Below are 17,525 nucleotides of genomic sequence, written 5' to 3' on the forward strand. Positions count from 1 at the left end.
AATAGCAATGCTCACCACTCGATCGAACTCTATGACTCGGATTCATCTTTTTGCGATCGCGATTGTTGCCGTTTTGGTGATGATCCCAATGTTTGCGTATGGTGTGTATGATGCTCATGATTTGCCGGACTATCACTTGCGCTGGGCGAAACAATTTTCGGATCAGTTCTGGGCAGGAGATTTGTACCCCCGCTGGCTCTTAAAGATGAATGCAGGGATGGGAAGCCCGACTTTCTTTTTCTATAGTCCCATGCCCTACTATTTCACGAGCTTAATGCGTCTGTTGGTGTGGATTCCTGATCCTTACGGATGGCATCAATTGAGTCTTGGAGCAGCACTCGCATTAATCGCTTCGGGGATCACTGCTTACCTGTGGCTGCGATCGATCGTTTCTCCAACTGCTGCCTTGTTCGCGTCGCTCTTCTATCTAGTTGCACCGTACCATTTAGCGATCGATCTTTATGCTCGATTTGCTTATGCAGAATTTTGGAGCTTTGTTTGGTTTCCATTGATTCTGTATTTTACTCAGCAATTGATCGAAGGTCGGAAGAAAGCCATTCAAGCCGTTAGACCTGTTAGATCTATTGTGGGAATTGCGATCGCGCAAACGTTCCTGATCATGACGCATCTTCCAAGCTTTCTGATTTTTACGCCTGTTCCATTGCTCTATGTATTGTGGTTCTCGGATAGAAAGAGAAGATGGAGAAATGCGATCGCTTATAGTTTGGCGTTTCTACTTGCAGTAGGACTTGCAGCAATCTATTGGTTTCCAGCAATGACCACTAAAGAATTTATTGTGCTCAAAGCTGATCCAACACAGTACAAATTTTTTCACTACGAAGATAACTTCTTATTCTCAGGTGTGTTTCGTGAAAATCTCGGAACTTACATTGCCTTTCTTGAGATTTCTACAGTTCTCACGATTGTTCTGGCAGTTCTGAGCTTTCTGATCGGACGAAGAACGACTCCGCAGAAGTTAAGCCTGTTTTGGATTGCGATCGCGCTTTCCTCTGGAGCCATGATGTTCTCGATTAGTAATCCAGTTTGGCAAGTTTTACAGCCTTTACAAACGATCGAGCTACCTTCTAGATTTAATTTGGTATTGACCCTGGCGCTAACCGCGTTAGTTGCGTTTGCAGTGCAACCCATTCGATTCACTCAAAAATTCTTCCTGACCTCCGGTGTCCTGCTTGTACTGGGAACTGGACTAGCAATGTTACTATTGTTACCTGTTCGAGATGCTTGGCTGACTTGGACAGTTCCCAATAAAGCCTGGTTAACTCTTTCAGTTATGGGGATCGCGATCGCGGTTTCATTTGTTTTATACTCAGTCCGGCTCATAAATCATCGAGTCATCGCAATCACTGTTCTACTCGCGATCGCGCTGATGCTTTCCAGTGGTTTGCTAATGAAGCGAAGCTTATATCCGGTGACGGGACTAGACGCAGAACTTGAAATCCAAAGAGATGCAGTTCTTCATCGTCCGAAATGGATTCCCCCTTCGCTTTATACGACCGAAGCTCTGAGAGAATTTACCGCTGAGAAGTTTGGTTCTAACTTCACGATCGAAGCTCAGGATCAAGTCAAAATCTTGCAGTGGCAACCTCGAAAACTCGGTCTACAGACAAATCTGAACACCGAGCAATGGTTAACCCTCAAACAGGTCTACTATCCAGGTTGGACAGCCACGATCGACAGTTCGACTCTTCCTGTTCAAGCTTCGCCCGAAGGACTGTTACAAATCAAAGTACCCGCAGGAAATTTAGCGATCGCGGTTGAACTAAAACCCTTACTCCAAGAGCAGATCGGCGTTTGGCTTAGTGCAATTTCCAGTATTTTATTGTCTGCGCTTCTATGTTCTCAGTCTGGGTTTGCAAAGCCTTTCAGTTTTCCGCTCCGCTCATTCACCTCGATCAAATAACAGCTTATGAACAATCTTTCTGATTACCTTGCAAAGCGCTTATTGTCTGCCTGTAAAGGCTTAGGTGCAGATGCTCGAATCATTGATGTTGGCTGTGGAGATGGCTTTCATCTCCGACTGGCATAGCATCGGGCGAAACGGCGAATTCGCTCATTTGCTGATGGAGGACATCTACTGGCGTACCACTGCAAAGATGCGCCACCTTGCTGCAACTCTCAACTAATCACAATCATGAAACATCGTAAGAAACCCATTGCAAGCTTATCGCTGGATCTCGACAATCAATGGTCATACATGAAAACCCACGGAGATGAAGGCTGGGAACTCTTCCCGTCTTATCTCAATGTATTGATCCCGCGTGTGTTGAACTTTCTGAAAGAGCGCGACCTCAGAATCACGTTTTTTATTGTGGGACAAGATGCAGCTTTAGATAAAAACAAAGCAGTCCTGAAATCGATCGCGGATGCTGGACATGAAGTTGGCAATCATTCTTTTCTACACGAACCTTGGCTGCACTTGTACTCCGAGGAAGAGATTGATACCGAATTAGCGATCGCAGAAAAATACATCGAAAAAGCAACCGGAGTTCGCCCCGTCTGTTTCCGAGGTCCTGGATTTAGCTTGTCTCGATCTGTTCTCAAAGTGCTTGCAAGACGAGGTTATCTCTGCGATGCTTCCACATTCCCGACCTTCTTAGGTCCGTTGGCTCGTGCTTACTACTTCATGACCAGCAAGCTCAGCAAAGAAGAACTCGAACAACGCAAAGCGCTATTTGGTCGCTTCAAGGATGGATTTCGCCCTCTGAAGCCGTACCGATTGCGATTGGATTCTGGGAACTTAGTCGAACTCCCCGTCACGACCATGCCTGTGTTCAAAATTCCAATCCATGCCAGCTACATTCTCTATCTCGGTGTGTTTTCGCCGATGTTAGCAATGTTGTACTTCCGAACTGCGATCGCGCTTTGTCGATTGTTCCGAGTCCAACCCTCGATTCTGCTACATCCCTTAGATTTTATGGGTTGCGATGACTTGCCAGAACTCGCTTTCTTCCCTGCCATGAACCTACCGAGCTACAGAAAGGTAGCTATGATGAGCAAGATCATCGCTGTTTTAACCGATAACTATACTGTGCTCACCATCTCGCAACATGCTCATCAAGTGGCACGAGTCGATAAGATGCCATTGGTGCACCCTAGTGCGATCGCACTTTAATAGCACTCTATTTTCCGGACATAACTGTTTTCGATTATTGCGATCGTGATAGTCTTTGTAATGACTAGAGAAAAACAGCATGATCAATTGTGCTGTATGGGTAATGAGTAGAACTTTCACTCTGGTTTCTGTTTCTCGTTTGGCTACGCTGTTCACATCAGAACAATACTAGGTTTTTTTAAATTGACTGAGCCATAGCAATCGTCCAGAGTCTGCGCGAAGTCTCGCGTGGTTCGTCACCAATGGAACAGCGCTTCTTACAGCAGTTTCTATCACAGAGTAGAATCCTGCTCTAGCTTAAGCGCGATCGTGCTGATACCAGAACAATTCAGACACTGAATAGATACTCGTAAATCATGCAGAATGAAAGTCCTCCGATCCGGCGCGTGATTGGTTGTCCCGTCACGGCGCTGCCTTTTGACGTGCAAATTTCGCTGATGTTGACTTGGGCACAACAGCGTCTCAGTAAAACAGTCTGTGTTGCGAATGTTCACATGCTAGTTGAGGCGTATCGCAATGCGGGGTTTGCTACTGTTCTCCGACAGTCTGATATTGTCACACCCGATGGGATGCCTTTGGTGTGGATGCTCCGCTGCTTGGGAGTTGCAAACCAAGATCGCATTGCTGGACTAGATATTTTGGTCGCACTATGTGAGCAAGCTCCTCAACAAGATGTCAGCATCTTTTTTCTCGGATGCCATGACTCCATTCTCAATCAAATGAAGCAAAGACTAGCTCACGAGTTTCCGAACCTAAAGATTGCTGGAATTGAACCTCTGCCGTTTCGTCCTCTCACGGGTGATGAAGATGAAGCTTTGGTGCAACGGATCAACGAAAGCGGTGCCGGACTGGTTCTGGTTGCTCTGGGCTGTCCGAAGCAAGAGACTTGGATTGCTCAACACCGCGATCGCATTCATGCGGTGATGATTGGATTAGGCGGAGCCTTTCCGGTCTATGCGGGAGTTCACAAACGTGCTCCTCGAATGATGCGATCGATAGGACTGGAATGGCTCTATCGATTAGCACAAGAGCCTCGACGGTTGTGGGGGCGCTACTTTGATACGATTCCGATCTTTGTGTGGTTGGCGATCAAACAATTGCTCAGCCCTTCACAGGATATTCCAGAGAGCTAATTGTTATAGACAATCACCCCAGGATGAAGCTGAACCTGCGACCCAGGTGCAGTGTTATTGCTGACTCTCACATCATCGGCTCGATCGACTAAAATGGCATCTCGATTGGCGATCAAGTTCGCGATCGCAAGAATAGAGATTGTGAGATAGCTTGAACATCTATCGAGCGATCATGAATTTGTTCGATCGCAGCTTCCAAGAATATAGCAGTAGAAGTTTAGATTAGGACATCCTCGGAGTCGCCCCCAAACCCCCAATTCTGGGAGCTTAAGACGCTTGCTTCCCCAAACTTGGGAGCTACTGTGTATACAGAAGTCTCTTGCACTTCATTGTGATCAGATCGTGCCCCCTAAATCCCCCATTCTGGGGGACTTTGAGCCAGAGAAATTTCTAGAGTTCCAAAGCGTTTTCTATCTTCAAAGTCCCCCAAATTTGGGGGATTTAGGGGGCTGAAGCCGATTCAACCGCAGCAAGAACGACTTGTGTATACACAGTAGAAACTTGGCGGCTGGAGGGCTTTCTAGAAGTGTCCTAACTGAAGTAAGTACGGCTATGCTGACTCGTGCTTAGCCCAACGGACTAATTCACGAAGATCTACAAACCAAAACGAAAGGCGAAGATTTTGCATCAGAACGTTATTTGAACATGACTAAATAGTGTTCTTCATTCGACCTTGTAGCAATTGCAGCTTGAATAAAGGGCGCACTATTTCACAGTTCAACATTGCCTAAACCCTAGCGATTTCAGGGGCGCGATCCCCACACTACGAGACGAAAAAGCACATTCAATCGAAGTTTCACTCATCCGGACAATACCAACCAAAATTTAATCTATCTCAATCATGCTGGTCTTTTGTAGCTCGATCGTTTGATGTCACTCAGTATCACTCTTGAAATGAGCAGTCATCAATGATGCAATCGCTTTTATCTATTCATTCCACCATTCGACTTCATGAAATTTTGCCCGATTCAACAAATTTCTATTTTGATTATAAATTCGCTATCCAAAGTATTGCCCTATATGAATGGTTATGATAAACATGAAGGGTAAACGCAAATCTTCCGCATTATTCCACTGGACAAATTTGCGAAAACTTGCTTTCGACCAGCTCTACCGTAAAATCACTCATCTGGAGAGGGTCAACAGCCTAACAGTCTTGCTCATTTCTGAGTAATTCAACGGTTCCGATCTCTTCGGTAACAGCAATGTTCCGTGATTTCCATATCGTGATTTTTACAGTGAGTTCAGGCTTGAAACGCTCCTACCCCAGCAACTCTCTCAATGACTTGTCACCTTTCTTATGCAACTGCAAATCGAACATGTGTGTTCCCAGTCCGTAGCACAATCCTGCGTGATCTGTTCTCAACTCTTTCAACCGAATCTGGCAAGAGTCGTTCTCTACATTGACGACGAAGCGCAAGGCGATCTCTGTCCGACGTGTTTGACTCAGGGCGCGAGTTACATCCGAACTCAGATCCAAACCATTCCCGTATCCGATCGCATCTCCAGCTATGCCGCATAGTCCGCAGAACCAGCCCATTGCAACCAAAGGTTCTCATTTCAATTGCTTGTGATGGGCTGACCCGTTGAAGTAGGAGAGGCAGTGATGAATTACCCCGAAGCAAAGTTACAAACGTTCCGACTCTCGATCGAGCAACCCATCCATCCTTCGACTCAATCTTTGCTTAAACGCAGCATTGATATTGCAGGAAGCTTGGTAGGTCTCTTATTTTTAGCCGTTGTGTTTCTCCCGATCGTCATTGCAATCAAGCTGGATAGTCCAGGTCCCGTGTTTTACATCCAAACGCGCTGTGGACTGAGAGGACGAACGTTCCAGTTGCGAAAGTTCCGATCGATGGTGAATGATGCCGAACAATTAAAATCGCTGGTGAAAAACGAAGGAAGTAAGCTTTTGTTCAAGAACACCAATGATCCCCGAATTACTAAAATTGGACAGTTCTTACGTCGGACTAGCTTAGATGAACTACCCCAGTTCTGGAATGTTCTAGTCGGAGATATGAGCCTAGTTGGGACTCGTCCCCCCACACTAGATGAAGTCGAACATTACAACGATCGACATTGGAAACGATTGGAAGTGAAGCCTGGACTGACTGGAGAATGGCAGGTGAACGGACGATCTGAAATCAAGGATTTTGAGCAAGTTGTGAATCTTGATCTCCGGTATCAAGAGCGCTGGAGTGTGTCCTATGATCTATTGCTGATCGTCAAAACGCTCCAAGTAGTCTTCGCTCGACGGGGAGCATACTAACAATGCGAAAACCTGTTCTAACGATTTTCTATCAGTTCAATCCTTGGCGGAGTAGCATTGGCGGCATCCAGACGATTATTCGATCGTTTGTAAAATATGCGCCTGATGAGTTTGAGATTCGCTTTGTCGGTACGGGTGCTGATCCTTCAGAAAAGCCGCTTCAATGGCAGGAGCGCGAATATGCAGGCAAAATGATTCAATTCATGCCGCTGTTCACGCTGCAAGGCGACAATCATCGTAAACGCATTCCCATTTCAGTTGGGTACACTGCGGCATTGTTCCGAGCTTGTCTGGAGTCGGACTTTATGCACTTTCACCGGATCGAGCCAGCTTTAGCAACTCGATCGTGGCGGGGTGAGAAAACATTGTTTGTTCACAATGACATTCGCCAACAAACTGCCAAGACAGATAAACGAGCAAGCCTTTGGCGCAATTTTCCCGCTGTTTATTCGATGTTAGAACGCTCTCTAGTGACACAGTTCGATCACGTCCTGTCCTGTCACACAGGATCATTAGAACTCTATCGAGAGCGCTATCCAGAGTTAAGCGATCGCATTTCATACATCAACAATTCATTCGATGATGAGGTGTTCCAGCCTTCCTCTGATCGGATCATTCAACGTCGATTGTTTGCTCAAACACTCGGACTTTCAGAAAATACACAGTTCATCCTATTTGCTGGAAGACTTCAACCTCAGAAAGATCCGGTGTTACTGATTCAAGCGATCGCGGCTCTGACTCATCCAAACGCTCATCTATTGATTGCAGGCGATGGCGAGTTAGCGCCCGAAATTCAAGCTGAAGCAACTCGGTTGAACATTCGCGATCGCATTACCTTGTTGGGTGCTCAAACCCAGTCCGAAATGGCACATCTTTACCAGATTGCCAATGTCTTTGTCTTGAGCAGTCGATTTGAAGGATTACCTGTTTCTGTGCTCGAAGCATTAGGATCAGGAACGCCGATCGTCACTACCGATTGTGGAGATACCCCCAGATTGTTGTCTTCCCAAAGCGGAATTGTTTGCGCTGATCGGACTCCAAGCACGATCGCGAATGCTCTCGATCGAGTCTTATTCAATCCTGATGACTTTCCTTCAGAAGCTTGTGTTCGCGTGGTTCAGCCCTATGCAGCGCGAGTCATCATTAGCCAAGTCTACCGAGAAATGATGACACGATGGGAAGTGCGATCGCATAAGCGAGTCGTTTTATCGCAAGCGCGATCGTATACTTAACTTTCGCACAATTGTCACAGGCATGATTGAGACCGCAATCTAAGATAATCCACATCAGACAGCCTCATTCTGAACAAATTCTAGGTAGCAAAAGCAACATAAAGCAAATGTCAACTGTGCCACTTTAACCATCACAACGATGTTAAATCTGGATTCAGATGATGTAAGCTTAGGTTGCACAAAATAGATCGCGACTCTGTACCGAGCGATCATTCAATAACAGGGTTGTAGATACCATCAGGAACTGTCCTGGAATGGTTTAGAGAATTGTTCAACTTCATCCGATCCAAGCAATGAGATCCAAGAACAATAGTGACTCTGGTGCGATGTCTCTCAACGCCCTAGAGCAGATTGATTTTCAAAATTACTGGCTAATTGCAAAACGCCGCTGGAAACCCACTGCTGTGATTTTTGTGATCGCGTTAGCAGCTTCGAGTGTGATGGCTTCCCTGCAAAAACCTACTTATGTTGCAGATGGTAAGATCCTACTAAGATCGAACAGCATTCCCTCACTGACTGGATTGGGGGGCGAATCCGCTGGACGCATCTCGAACTTGACAATGCAGAGCAATCCCGTCCGAACTGAAGCACAAACGTTACTATCGCGACCGATTTTACAGAAAGCGATCGATGCGCTTAACCTGATGGATGAGTCCGGTAAGCCGCTTAATCCTGATGCCTTAGCTCGAACAATTAAAGTTAAAGATATCTCAGGAACTGATGTCCTCGAAATCACCTACGAAAATCAGAATCCCGAAATTGCGGCAGCAGTGCTCAATCAAGTGCTGAGTGCATACCTCGCGAGCAATGTGCTCGCGAATCGTTCTGAAGCGGCAGCCGCCCGAAAATTCATCGCAGAGCAACTTCCCAAAACCGAAGAAACGGTTAGCCAAGCAGAAACGGCTCTCCGACAGTTCAAGGAGAACAATGGAATTGCGGATATCAAAGGTGAAGAAGATCGACTGACTGAGACGATCGGGGAAATCGAAAAGCAAATTGCCGCAGCGAACACAGACTTGAGCGAACTGAATACACGGTATAGCACCTTGGCAAGCACATTAAATATGAGCGCCGAACGTGCGATCGACATCAATGCGCTGAGCCAGGATGATGAAGTTCAGCAATTGTCCAAGCAGTTTCAGGAAGGACAGACCCAGCTAGAACTCGAACGCACTCGATTTACTGACGATCATCCCGCGATCGTGAATCTCGAAGACCGAGTTGCTACGCTCCAAAGATTGCTTGAAACGCGAATTGCTCAAACGATGGGAGGATCAGTCTCAGACGATGACCTGTCGCCCGGAGACATTCGACAAGGCTTGATGAAAGATTATGTCAACGCAGAAGTTCAGCGACTCAGCACAGCGAGTCGGTTATCCGCCTTGACAACGACTCGTAATGCTTACCGCGAACGAATTCGTCAAGTTCCGCGACTCGAACAATCGCAGCGAGAACTCCAGCGACGTTTAGATGCTGCACAATCGACTTACGAATCCTTGCTGAAAAAGCTGCAAGAAGTTGAACTCACAGAGAAGCAAAATGTCGGTACAGCGCGGATTATTGAACAGGCTGCCGTCCCTCAGTCCCCAGCTCGATCGGCTTCCAATCTGATCATTCTCATGGGCGCGGTAATTGCTGTGCTGATTTCACTCGCAACGATCACCTTCCTCGAACTGCGCGATAAATCAATCAAGACGCTCAAAGAAGCTCGTGAACTCTTTGGTTACACTTGGCTCGGAACAATTCCCTCCTTTGGCAAACCTGCAATGGTTCGATCGAACAAACTCGAATGGTCGATCCCAGAGCTGCCTGTACGGGATGCACCCCGATCGACTGTCAGTGCATCATATCGAATGCTGCAAGCTAATCTTAAATTCTTGAGCCTGGATGAGAACCTGAAGAGTATTGTGATCACCAGTTCTGTCCCGCGTGAAGGAAAGTCTACGGTTGCAGCAAATCTCGCGGCAACAATGGCAGCTTTAGGACGCAGAACATTGTTGATTGATGCCGACTTGCATCATCCCTCACAGCATCACATTTGGCATCTCACGAATGTGTCTGGGTTGAGCCACATGGTTGTAGAATCCAATCGAGGACGAGACTCGATCGTGCCTGTTCTGGACAATCTTGATGTGCTCACTTGTGGAGTCATTCCGCCGAATCCTCTAGCACTGTTAGATTCTAAGCGAATGGCTTCTCTAATCGAATCGTTCGAGCAGCAGTATGACTTTGTGATTGTGGATGCGCCACCCTTGATCGTAGCAGCGGAAGCATTGACGCTTGGAAAGATTGCCGATGGCGTATTGCTAGTAGCTCGACCGGGTGTGGTTGATCATGTCAGTGCGGTCACTGCAAAAGAACTGTTGGCGCAATCCTCGCAGAATGTTCTCGGTATGGTGATCAATGGTGCGGTATCTGAAAATGAGGTGCAAAAATCCTACTACGATCACGATGATTACATTGAAACATCTGCGGCAGAAGCGCTGTAACCCGAAAATTTGGCAGGGTGATTTTGCTTTAATTCATTTAGATTGTTGAATTCATCACCTTCGCACTTAGCTTGTTCTATTTACTACTTTTCTGTTCATCCATTTATAATCTGATACTAAGTCGTGGCAGGGGCAACTATGAGTTTGCGATCGAAAGTGATGCGTGGGAGTGCCTACCTAGTCTTCCGAGAAGGTCTAGGGATGTTAATCAGTATCGGGAATGTTCTACTCGTAACTCGAACGATCGGACCCACTCAGTACGGATTGTTCGCGACTGCATTTGGGCTCAGCCAGTTTCTTCAGACTTTTGGACACTTAGGCGTGGGAGTGTATCTGATTCGCCAAGAAGGAGAACAATCGCCCAGAGACTATCATCAGGCGTTCACACTCTTGCTGATTTTAGGTCTCGTATTTGGCTCGATCGCATGGCTCTCTGTTCCATTGCTTCAGTCATGGTTGAACATTGATGGATTCGCACCAATCTTTCAACTGCTCATCTTTTTCTCATTTTTAACCATCATTGATCAAGCCCCTCTAGCAAAGTTAGAACGCGATTTAGAATTTAAGCGTGTTGCTTGGGTTGAACTGTTAGGACAATTGTTATTGTTTATTGTTTCGCTGACTTTAGCACTGAAGGGATTTGGAGCTTGGGCACCTACGATCGCATGGTGCGCTCATCAGACACAGACCTGTATCTTGCTTTGGGCTGTGTCTCGATTGCGTCCGAAATTGTGCTGGGACACGCATCGAATCAAAGAAATGATGTCCTATGGATTGGGCGTTTCGGCTTCAGGATGGGTTTGGTATCTCAAGACCTTGATCAATCCCTTGATTGTGGGACGATTCGCAGGTGAAACCGCTGTCGGACAGATTGCTCTAGCAATTCGGATGTTAGATGTGCTGAGCTTTGCCAAAGCAGCGACGTATCGAATCTCGATCGCGGCACTGGCTCAACTTCAAAGCGACGGAAATCGACTGAAAAAAGCGATTTCTGAAGGTATGGAACTTCAACTCTTAGCCTTGGGACCGATTTTAATTTTGGCAAGCTGGATCGGTCCGATCGTCTTTCCGCTGTTGTTCGGAGAGGAATGGATACCTGCAATGTCAATCTTCCCGCTGCTCGGTGTTACCTATCTGACCAATGCCGCATTTAACTTACATTGTTCTACTCTGTATGTGCTACGGCGAAACTGGGAAGTGACTGCGTTTCATGCTGCGTATGTGATCCTATTTGGCATTCTCGCATTCTTCTTAGTGCCCCCGCTTGGAATTTCTGGATACGCTTGGGCGGAAGTGTTATCGATCGTGACCTATGTAGTAGCGCATTTGTATATTCATCGCTTGATTGGTAGTCCGAACTATCAAATTGCTGCAATCTGGTGGGCAGGTTTTACACTAGCAATGTTTAGTCATCAACTGGGTTGGTGGGTCGCTGGAGTGTTAGGACTTGTATTTTTACTACCCGAAACCCGCAGTCGCCTAATGATCTATCTCAAGCATTTTCGCGCTCTCAAGACGGGGTAGAACAGATGGAACAACTCCCACTCGTTAGCATCATTATTAATAACTATAACTATGCGGACTACCTTGGAGCAGCGATCGAGAGCGCTCTTTCGCAGTCCTATCCGCAGGTTGAAGTAATCGTTGTCGATGATGGCTCCACCGATCAGTCTCGATCGATAATCAAACAATACGGCGATCGCATTCTTCCGATCTTTCAATCAAATGGGGGTCAAGCTTCCGCATTCAATGCTGGATTTGCAGCGAGTGGGGGAGATTTTATTTGTTTTCTCGATTCCGATGATTTGCTCGTTCGCGATCGCGTTTCGATCGAGCTTCAAGCCTTACTCGATCATCCAGAGGCAAACTGGTCGTATCATCAATTAAGCTTTATTGATCAAAATGGACAACCTTTAGAAAACTCTCCAGCACCGCTCCCCGAAGCGATTTACAAGTTCGATCTGCGACAAGAAATGCAGCAAGGAACACTCAGGCAAATTCCGCTACCGATGCCTGGAACCGATGGATACTTCTATCGTCGATCGCATTTACAGCGAATTCTTCCCATGCCCGAAGGAGAAGGCGTTTCGCTGAATGATTCGTATTTGCAATATGCGAGTTTTGCGCTTTCTAAAGGCATTGCCCTCACCGCTCAATTGCATCAACAGCGAATACATGGCAACAATTCATTCACGCTGAGACACGATCTCGCCAAAGTCAAACTGAGAGCGAGAATCCATCTCCTGACTGGCTATTGGCTCAGAGCAAATTTTCCAGAAGTTCATTGCTACACCGATAAATTATTCGCGACTGGGTTGGGACTGTCCTGGAAAACAGGCGGCATCGACCCTAAGTATCAAGACCTTCCAGAAAAATACTGCGCGGGTGTGCCCCTGCTCGATCGCATCAAACTTCAGACCAGAGCACTTTACTACTATCTCAAACCATGAATCCTTGGCTCGATCGATTTGAACGAGGGTATGCGCTCCTCGTGATGCTTTATTTTTCAGGCTGTTTGACCAACATCATGAACGGTTCGATCCTGCTTCCCCAAGAATCGACTCCGGAGATTAACGTCATCTCAAGTCCGATCGTTTCAGCCTTCCAAAATCTATTGTTTCTGATTCTCTTTGGCTTAATTGCACTGCGAATCAAACATTTTTTGCCTGTGGTGGCGAAGAGAAAAATGCTGTGGGTCGTTGTGGGAATTGCGATCGCATCAGTCATGTGGTCTGAAGTTCCAGATCTTACCTTTCGACGCGGCAATCTACTGCTATTTAGTACACTACTCTCGCTGTATTTTGCGATGCGATTCCCCTTACAGCAACAGCTTCACATGCTGGCACAAACCTTTGGAATTCTCGCAGTTTCAAATTTCCTATTCACATTGGCATTTCCCAGTCAGGGGATCAACCGAATGGCTCACGCTGGAGCCTGGATGGGAATCACACTACACAAAAATGGTTTGGCGGGATTGATGGTATTAGGTGCGGTGATCTTCTTCTCGATCGTCATTGATAAACGGGAACGCACTCTCGCTACAGTCGGCGGATTAGCACTTTCTGTGCTGTTGGTGATCCTTTCGACTTCTCGCACTGGACTGTCTGTGATGGTTCTGCTCATGGGGTTGACCTACGCCTTTCAACTGCTGCGATCGAAATCAACGTTTGCGCTACCTGCTTTCCTAGCGGGTTTCTTAACGATTGCAGCCACGATCGTGTTGGTGGTCGATAACTATGAGCGAATCTTGACTTCGATGGGGCGAGATGCCACGCTGACGGGACGGACTACGATTTGGGAAGTTGCACTAGAACGCTGGGCGGAACGTCCGTGGTTTGGCTATGGCTATCAGTCGTTTTGGATACCGGATCAAGGCAATTCTTTAGAAGTTCTCTACCGAATGAGTTGGCAACCTGCTCACGGTCACAATGGATTTTTGGATCTCTTAGTTGAGCTTGGAGCTGTTGGATTTGTCGCCTTTGCGATTAGTTTATTGGTTGCCTTTAAAAGAGCGATCGCTTGGTACAAACTCAATCCAAATGCGACCGGAACTTTGCCGCTGATCTCTTTTTGCTATGTGATCATGTACAACCTCACGGAGAGTTCGTTACTGTTTACCCCGAATGGAATTAACTGGTTTCTCTATGTGCTTATGAGTACATCAATCCTGATCCAGACCTTTCCAGTGATGAGCGCTTCAGAGACGCGGCTCGAACCACAACCGCTCACCAGTATGTGATCAAGATCACAGCATTTGCAGGAAGAGATCGCAAACAGTTAGCCAACACACAAAGTAAGCTAAGAAAATAGTTCTGCTCTATCTGTGTCAACGGCTCGTGGGTATGATTTCGTCACCTCTTCGGATTGCTCAAGTTACTGATTTGCATCTATTTGCCAAGTCAGATCAGTGTCTTTTAGGAATGCCTACACTACGATCGCTGAAGGCACTAATCGAGCAACTCCAACAGCTTCGTCCAAAGCCTGATTTGTTATTGCTAACAGGCGATTTGTCACAAGACGGAACGATCGAATCATACGATCGCTTACAAACCCTGCTCAGTCCTTTGGAAGTCCCAACCTATTGGCTGCCGGGAAATCATGACCGTATAGAAGCAATGGAGCGATCGCTAACACAGCTTTGTCCAGAAAAAGCGTTCGAGCAAGGCGGCTGGAGATTTTTGCTCTTGAACTCTCAAGATCCAGGCTGTGTACATGGGCGATTGTCGATCGAGAGTTTGAACTGGCTCGATCGACAGTTATCCAAGCATCCGAATGTTCCGACTTTGGTTGCGCTTCATCATCCGCCCTTCACCGTAAATTCGACTTGGCTCGATACCAGTACGTTGCAGAACCCAGAAGAATTGTTAGAGGTGCTCGATCGCTATCCGCAAGTAAAACTCGTTGTGTTTGGACACATTCATCAAGAATTCCAGCACCAGCGAAAGACAGTTACGTTTTTGGGAACGCCTTCGACCTGTATTCAGTTTGCGAAAGAAAGCGACGAATTTGCTCTAGGACAGGAGCAGCCTGGATTCCGATTAATCCAGCTTTATCCAAATGGAACTTGGACATCTCAAATACAACGAGTGAAGTTTAGTCATGCTTTAGATTTAGCAGCAACAGGATACTAGAAGGATTAGATTGCTTCTGGATTAAACTCAATCAGTTCACGAGTTGCATATGTTCCAACCGGACTCCACAGTAGATACGGCAACAATAACACCGCTGCTAGTGGAGAGATCGGAAACACTGCGATCGCTAAAATATATCCCAGCACCGCGCCAAATCCACCAATTACCGTTCCAATGGCTAAGCTCTGAAGCCTTAGTGTGACTGGAACATAAGCGACCGTCACAACTTCTACCAGCAGATAGAAGCCCATGATTAACCAAGTTTTGAGACTGCCTGGATCTGCTTTCCACACAAGCCACGCAGAAAACGCACCACAAGTAAAAGCCACTGTCCAAATCACCGGGATCAAAGGTTCAACGATCGCTAACCAGCGCGGCAAATTCAACCGTTTCACCCAGCGAATATCTGCTTTCGGGCGAATCAGAAAACTCCCCAGCGAAATTGTAAAAGTAATGATCGCAATGACGATTCCAGCGTTCAAGACTCGATTCCTAACTCTGCGCCTTGACCATAGCGAAGGTTGCAGAATCTCAGCTTGTACCTGTAGGTGGAGCTATCCAAAGTTAAGCATTTGCTAAGTCGAAATCATTGACTAGGGCAGATCATCTCTTATTCTTTGAACAGGGTTTCTAATGCGATCGCTTGTGCCTCTCGCATTTGTCCATAGCTGAAGACGTAGGGAACATCAGAAGGCAAACTGGGAAGAAATCGATCGAGAACATAAGGACTGCCGTAAAGCGCGATCGCATAAAGCTGATTGGTATTCAATAAATGCGTAAACCAATCCTGTGCAGCTTGAGTTAATCCTGCAATGCCACGAAAAGGATTCCCTCGAATGAACAATTGCAACAGAGTAGGACTCGAAGCGCGATCGTTTAGATCAATGTGTGGAGTATGTCGATCGACGATCTCGACCTGAGTAAATCCGAACTGGGTGGGAAGTGCGATCGCGGGAGCAGTTCGACCAAGAAAATCACAATCGAGAATGCTATCAACAATCACTAAATTGCGACCTACACCATTCAAAGAAGCTAATCGAGAGGGGCTTGGATGATGCGATCTCATTGAATGACGCAGCAATTCAACATTGATAGATAAGGTTTCCGATTGAGCAATCTTTTCAGTTAAGTGATCAGTCTGCAAAACGGGTTCAGGTGGATTTTCCCAAGCGTGACCTTCTTCGGATGGAAGTGTAATTGCACAAGCTTTCTGTTTTGCTCTCCAAATTCTTTCAACTGAAGCTTGAATGCGATCGCGCTGAATTCGTCCACTTTCTACGGCTTCGCAAACTGCTGTGATTGCTTTCTCTGGCTCCAGTGGCATGAGTAGAATATCGGTTCCCGCTTCGATTGCTAGTACACAAGCTTCTTCAGTTCCGTAGCGGTTTGCGATCGCGCCCATGACTAGAGCATCCGTAGTTACTAATCCTTCAAAGCCAAGATTCGTTCTCAATTCATCGGTGAGAACTTTTGGTGATAATGTTCCAGGATAGTTCGGATCGAGTGCAGGAATTTGCAGGTGAGCGCTCATGACCGCATCGACACCTGCGGAAATGGCAGCTTTGAAAGGGGGAAATTCGATTTGTTCTAAGCGATCGCGATCGTGCAGAATTACAGGGAGTTCGAGGTGAGAATCGATCGCGGTATCTCCGTGTCCGGGAAAATGTTTTGCAGTGGTTAAAATTGAATGCTGATGTGCCCCGCGAATAAAGGCTTTTGCAAGTTCACCGACAATCTCTGGAGTTTCGCCAAATGCCCGGACGTTGATCACCGGATTGTCTGGATTGTTGTTGACATCGACCGTAGGAGATAAGAGCCAATTTAAGCCGATCGCTAAACTTTCCTCGGCTGTAATTCGTCCCATCTGTTCGGCGTAGTGACAGGCGAGAGGTAAATCGCGTTTTGCAATTTCCGCGATCGACATGGGTGGCGGAAACCAAGTCGCTCCCGAAAATCGCTGCCCGACTCCTTCTTCAACATCCGCACAAATTAATAAAGGAACTGCTGCCCAAGATTGAAGCTGCTGAGTTCTAAGCGCAATCTCTCCCGCACTTGCACCCAGGAGAATCACACCCCCCACTCCCCACTCCCTAATCCAACGCTCCAACGTTGCCGCAGGTGGCTCCCAGACTGGATACTGAATCTCGTGGTCGAACAGAAAGCCCGAAGCTCTCACAACCACCATTTGAGCCACTTGCTGCTGTAGTGTCAACTCATCAAGATTCGGGAGAAACGTCTTCATCATCTTTACGCTCTTGACTGAGGCGATTAATCAACCCTAGAACTTTATCACCTCGCTCCAGCGAATTATCTTCGATAAAGATCACTTCAGGCGTTCTCCGCAGTCGAATCCGTTGACCGAGTTCACTCCGAACGTATCCTGTTGCAGATTTCAAACCTGCCATCGTTTCGGCTTTGGCTTCGGCATCCCCGTAGATGCTGACAAAGATTTTGGCGTGCTGCAAATCGCCTGAAACATCCACATCCGTGACGCTCACCATTCCAGTTCCAACGCGATCGTCTTTGATGCCATTGAGTAACATCAGACTGACTTCGCGCCGGATGGATTCTGAGACACGAGCTTGTCTTCGATCTGTCGCCATACAATTTATTCCTATCGATACAAATGATTCATTCT

The 17,525-nt window shown here is 46.8% G+C and carries 14 protein-coding genes; 11 read left to right on the plus strand and 3 right to left on the minus strand.

Translation table 11 applies throughout. The annotated features are described in order from the left end of the window. Nucleotides 1-7: 7 nt before the first annotated feature. The 11 genes from ACQ4M5_RS14540 to cpdA all read left to right on the plus strand — a co-directional run bounded on the left by ACQ4M5_RS14540 (nt 8) and on the right by cpdA (nt 14,887). Nucleotides 8-1,921, plus strand: a complete 1,914-nt coding sequence (locus tag ACQ4M5_RS14540; RefSeq protein WP_430676353.1) for a hypothetical protein — start codon at nt 8-10, stop codon at nt 1,919-1,921. A 231-nt stretch (nt 1,922-2,152) separates the two neighbouring features. Then, nucleotides 2,153-3,133: a polysaccharide deacetylase family protein gene (locus ACQ4M5_RS14545; RefSeq protein ID WP_430676354.1), complete on the plus strand. Its 981-nt coding sequence runs from the start codon at nt 2,153-2,155 to the stop codon at nt 3,131-3,133. Nucleotides 3,134-3,489: 356 nt separating this feature from the next. Beyond that, the gene (locus ACQ4M5_RS14550) at nt 3,490-4,266 is read left to right on the plus strand and encodes a WecB/TagA/CpsF family glycosyltransferase (protein ID WP_430676355.1); all 777 of its coding nucleotides are present in this window, start codon (nt 3,490-3,492) and stop codon (nt 4,264-4,266) included. A 1,300-nt stretch (nt 4,267-5,566) separates the two neighbouring features. After that, nucleotides 5,567-5,788 carry a hypothetical protein gene (locus ACQ4M5_RS14555; protein ID WP_430676356.1) on the plus strand — a complete coding sequence of 74 codons (222 nt, stop codon included), beginning with the start codon at nt 5,567-5,569 and terminating at the stop codon, nt 5,786-5,788. Between the two features lie 84 nt (nt 5,789-5,872). Continuing rightward, nucleotides 5,873-6,535 (plus strand): sugar transferase, encoded by a 663-nt coding sequence (locus ACQ4M5_RS14560; protein ID WP_430676357.1) that lies wholly within the window; start codon nt 5,873-5,875, stop codon nt 6,533-6,535. A gap of 2 nt (nt 6,536-6,537) precedes the next feature. Then, the gene (locus ACQ4M5_RS14565; RefSeq protein WP_430676358.1) at nt 6,538-7,767 is read left to right on the plus strand and encodes a glycosyltransferase family 4 protein; all 1,230 of its coding nucleotides are present in this window, start codon (nt 6,538-6,540) and stop codon (nt 7,765-7,767) included. A 293-nt stretch (nt 7,768-8,060) separates the two neighbouring features. Next, on the plus strand, nt 8,061-10,256 hold the full coding sequence (locus ACQ4M5_RS14570) for a GumC family protein (RefSeq protein ID WP_430676359.1): 2,196 nt from the start codon (nt 8,061-8,063) through the stop codon (nt 10,254-10,256). A gap of 138 nt (nt 10,257-10,394) precedes the next feature. Beyond that, nucleotides 10,395-11,780, plus strand: a complete 1,386-nt coding sequence (locus ACQ4M5_RS14575; protein WP_430676360.1) for an oligosaccharide flippase family protein — start codon at nt 10,395-10,397, stop codon at nt 11,778-11,780. A gap of 5 nt (nt 11,781-11,785) precedes the next feature. Beyond that, on the plus strand, nt 11,786-12,706 hold the full coding sequence (locus ACQ4M5_RS14580) for a glycosyltransferase family 2 protein (RefSeq protein ID WP_430676361.1): 921 nt from the start codon (nt 11,786-11,788) through the stop codon (nt 12,704-12,706). Continuing rightward, on the plus strand, nt 12,703-13,995 hold the full coding sequence (locus ACQ4M5_RS14585; protein WP_430676362.1) for an O-antigen ligase family protein: 1,293 nt from the start codon (nt 12,703-12,705) through the stop codon (nt 13,993-13,995). The genes ACQ4M5_RS14580 and ACQ4M5_RS14585 overlap by 4 nt, the downstream gene beginning before the upstream one ends. Before the next feature lie 103 nt (nt 13,996-14,098). Next, the gene (cpdA, locus tag ACQ4M5_RS14590; protein ID WP_430676363.1) at nt 14,099-14,887 is read left to right on the plus strand and encodes a 3',5'-cyclic-AMP phosphodiesterase; all 789 of its coding nucleotides are present in this window, start codon (nt 14,099-14,101) and stop codon (nt 14,885-14,887) included. A gap of 5 nt (nt 14,888-14,892) precedes the next feature. Here the strand turns inward: cpdA and ACQ4M5_RS14595 are convergent, their stop codons facing one another. The 3 genes from ACQ4M5_RS14595 to rbfA all read right to left on the minus strand — a co-directional run bounded on the left by ACQ4M5_RS14595 (nt 14,893) and on the right by rbfA (nt 17,490). Next, nucleotides 14,893-15,369 carry a TspO/MBR family protein gene (locus ACQ4M5_RS14595; RefSeq protein ID WP_430676364.1) on the minus strand — a complete coding sequence of 159 codons (477 nt, stop codon included), beginning with the start codon at nt 15,367-15,369 and terminating at the stop codon, nt 14,893-14,895. A gap of 128 nt (nt 15,370-15,497) precedes the next feature. After that, entirely contained in the window at nt 15,498-17,132 is a 1,635-nt protein-coding gene (locus tag ACQ4M5_RS14600) for a glycoside hydrolase family 3 protein (protein ID WP_430676365.1), read from the minus strand. Next, nucleotides 17,104-17,490: a 30S ribosome-binding factor RbfA gene (gene rbfA, locus ACQ4M5_RS14605; RefSeq protein WP_430676366.1), complete on the minus strand. Its 387-nt coding sequence runs from the start codon at nt 17,488-17,490 to the stop codon at nt 17,104-17,106. Before rbfA ends, ACQ4M5_RS14600 begins: the two co-directional genes overlap by 29 nt. Nucleotides 17,491-17,525: the final 35 nt, after the last annotated feature.

This window comes from Leptolyngbya sp. AN10 (assembly GCF_050565645.1).
Classification (GTDB): Bacteria; Cyanobacteriota; Cyanobacteriia; order Leptolyngbyales; family Leptolyngbyaceae; genus Leptolyngbya.

Bases quoted from the DNA above. Each gene is read 5' to 3' on its own strand.
- cpdA (WP_430676363.1), top strand. From the start codon at position 14,099: ATGATTTCGTCACCTCTTCGGATTGCTCAAGTTACTGATTTGCATCTA.
- ACQ4M5_RS14580 (WP_430676361.1), top strand. From the start codon at position 11,786: ATGGAACAACTCCCACTCGTTAGCATCATTATTAATAACTATAACTAT.
- ACQ4M5_RS14545 (WP_430676354.1), top strand. From the start codon at position 2,153: ATGAAACATCGTAAGAAACCCATTGCAAGCTTATCGCTGGATCTCGAC.
- ACQ4M5_RS14575 (WP_430676360.1), top strand. From the start codon at position 10,395: ATGAGTTTGCGATCGAAAGTGATGCGTGGGAGTGCCTACCTAGTCTTC.
- ACQ4M5_RS14555 (WP_430676356.1), top strand. From the start codon at position 5,567: ATGCAACTGCAAATCGAACATGTGTGTTCCCAGTCCGTAGCACAATCC.
- ACQ4M5_RS14565 (WP_430676358.1), top strand. From the start codon at position 6,538: ATGCGAAAACCTGTTCTAACGATTTTCTATCAGTTCAATCCTTGGCGG.
- ACQ4M5_RS14540 (WP_430676353.1), top strand. From the start codon at position 8: ATGCTCACCACTCGATCGAACTCTATGACTCGGATTCATCTTTTTGCG.
- rbfA (WP_430676366.1), bottom strand. From the start codon at position 17,490: ATGGCGACAGATCGAAGACAAGCTCGTGTCTCAGAATCCATCCGGCGC.
- ACQ4M5_RS14585 (WP_430676362.1), top strand. From the start codon at position 12,703: ATGAATCCTTGGCTCGATCGATTTGAACGAGGGTATGCGCTCCTCGTG.
- ACQ4M5_RS14570 (WP_430676359.1), top strand. From the start codon at position 8,061: ATGAGATCCAAGAACAATAGTGACTCTGGTGCGATGTCTCTCAACGCC.
- ACQ4M5_RS14550 (WP_430676355.1), top strand. From the start codon at position 3,490: ATGCAGAATGAAAGTCCTCCGATCCGGCGCGTGATTGGTTGTCCCGTC.
- ACQ4M5_RS14560 (WP_430676357.1), top strand. From the start codon at position 5,873: ATGAATTACCCCGAAGCAAAGTTACAAACGTTCCGACTCTCGATCGAG.
- ACQ4M5_RS14600 (WP_430676365.1), bottom strand. From the start codon at position 17,132: ATGATGAAGACGTTTCTCCCGAATCTTGATGAGTTGACACTACAGCAG.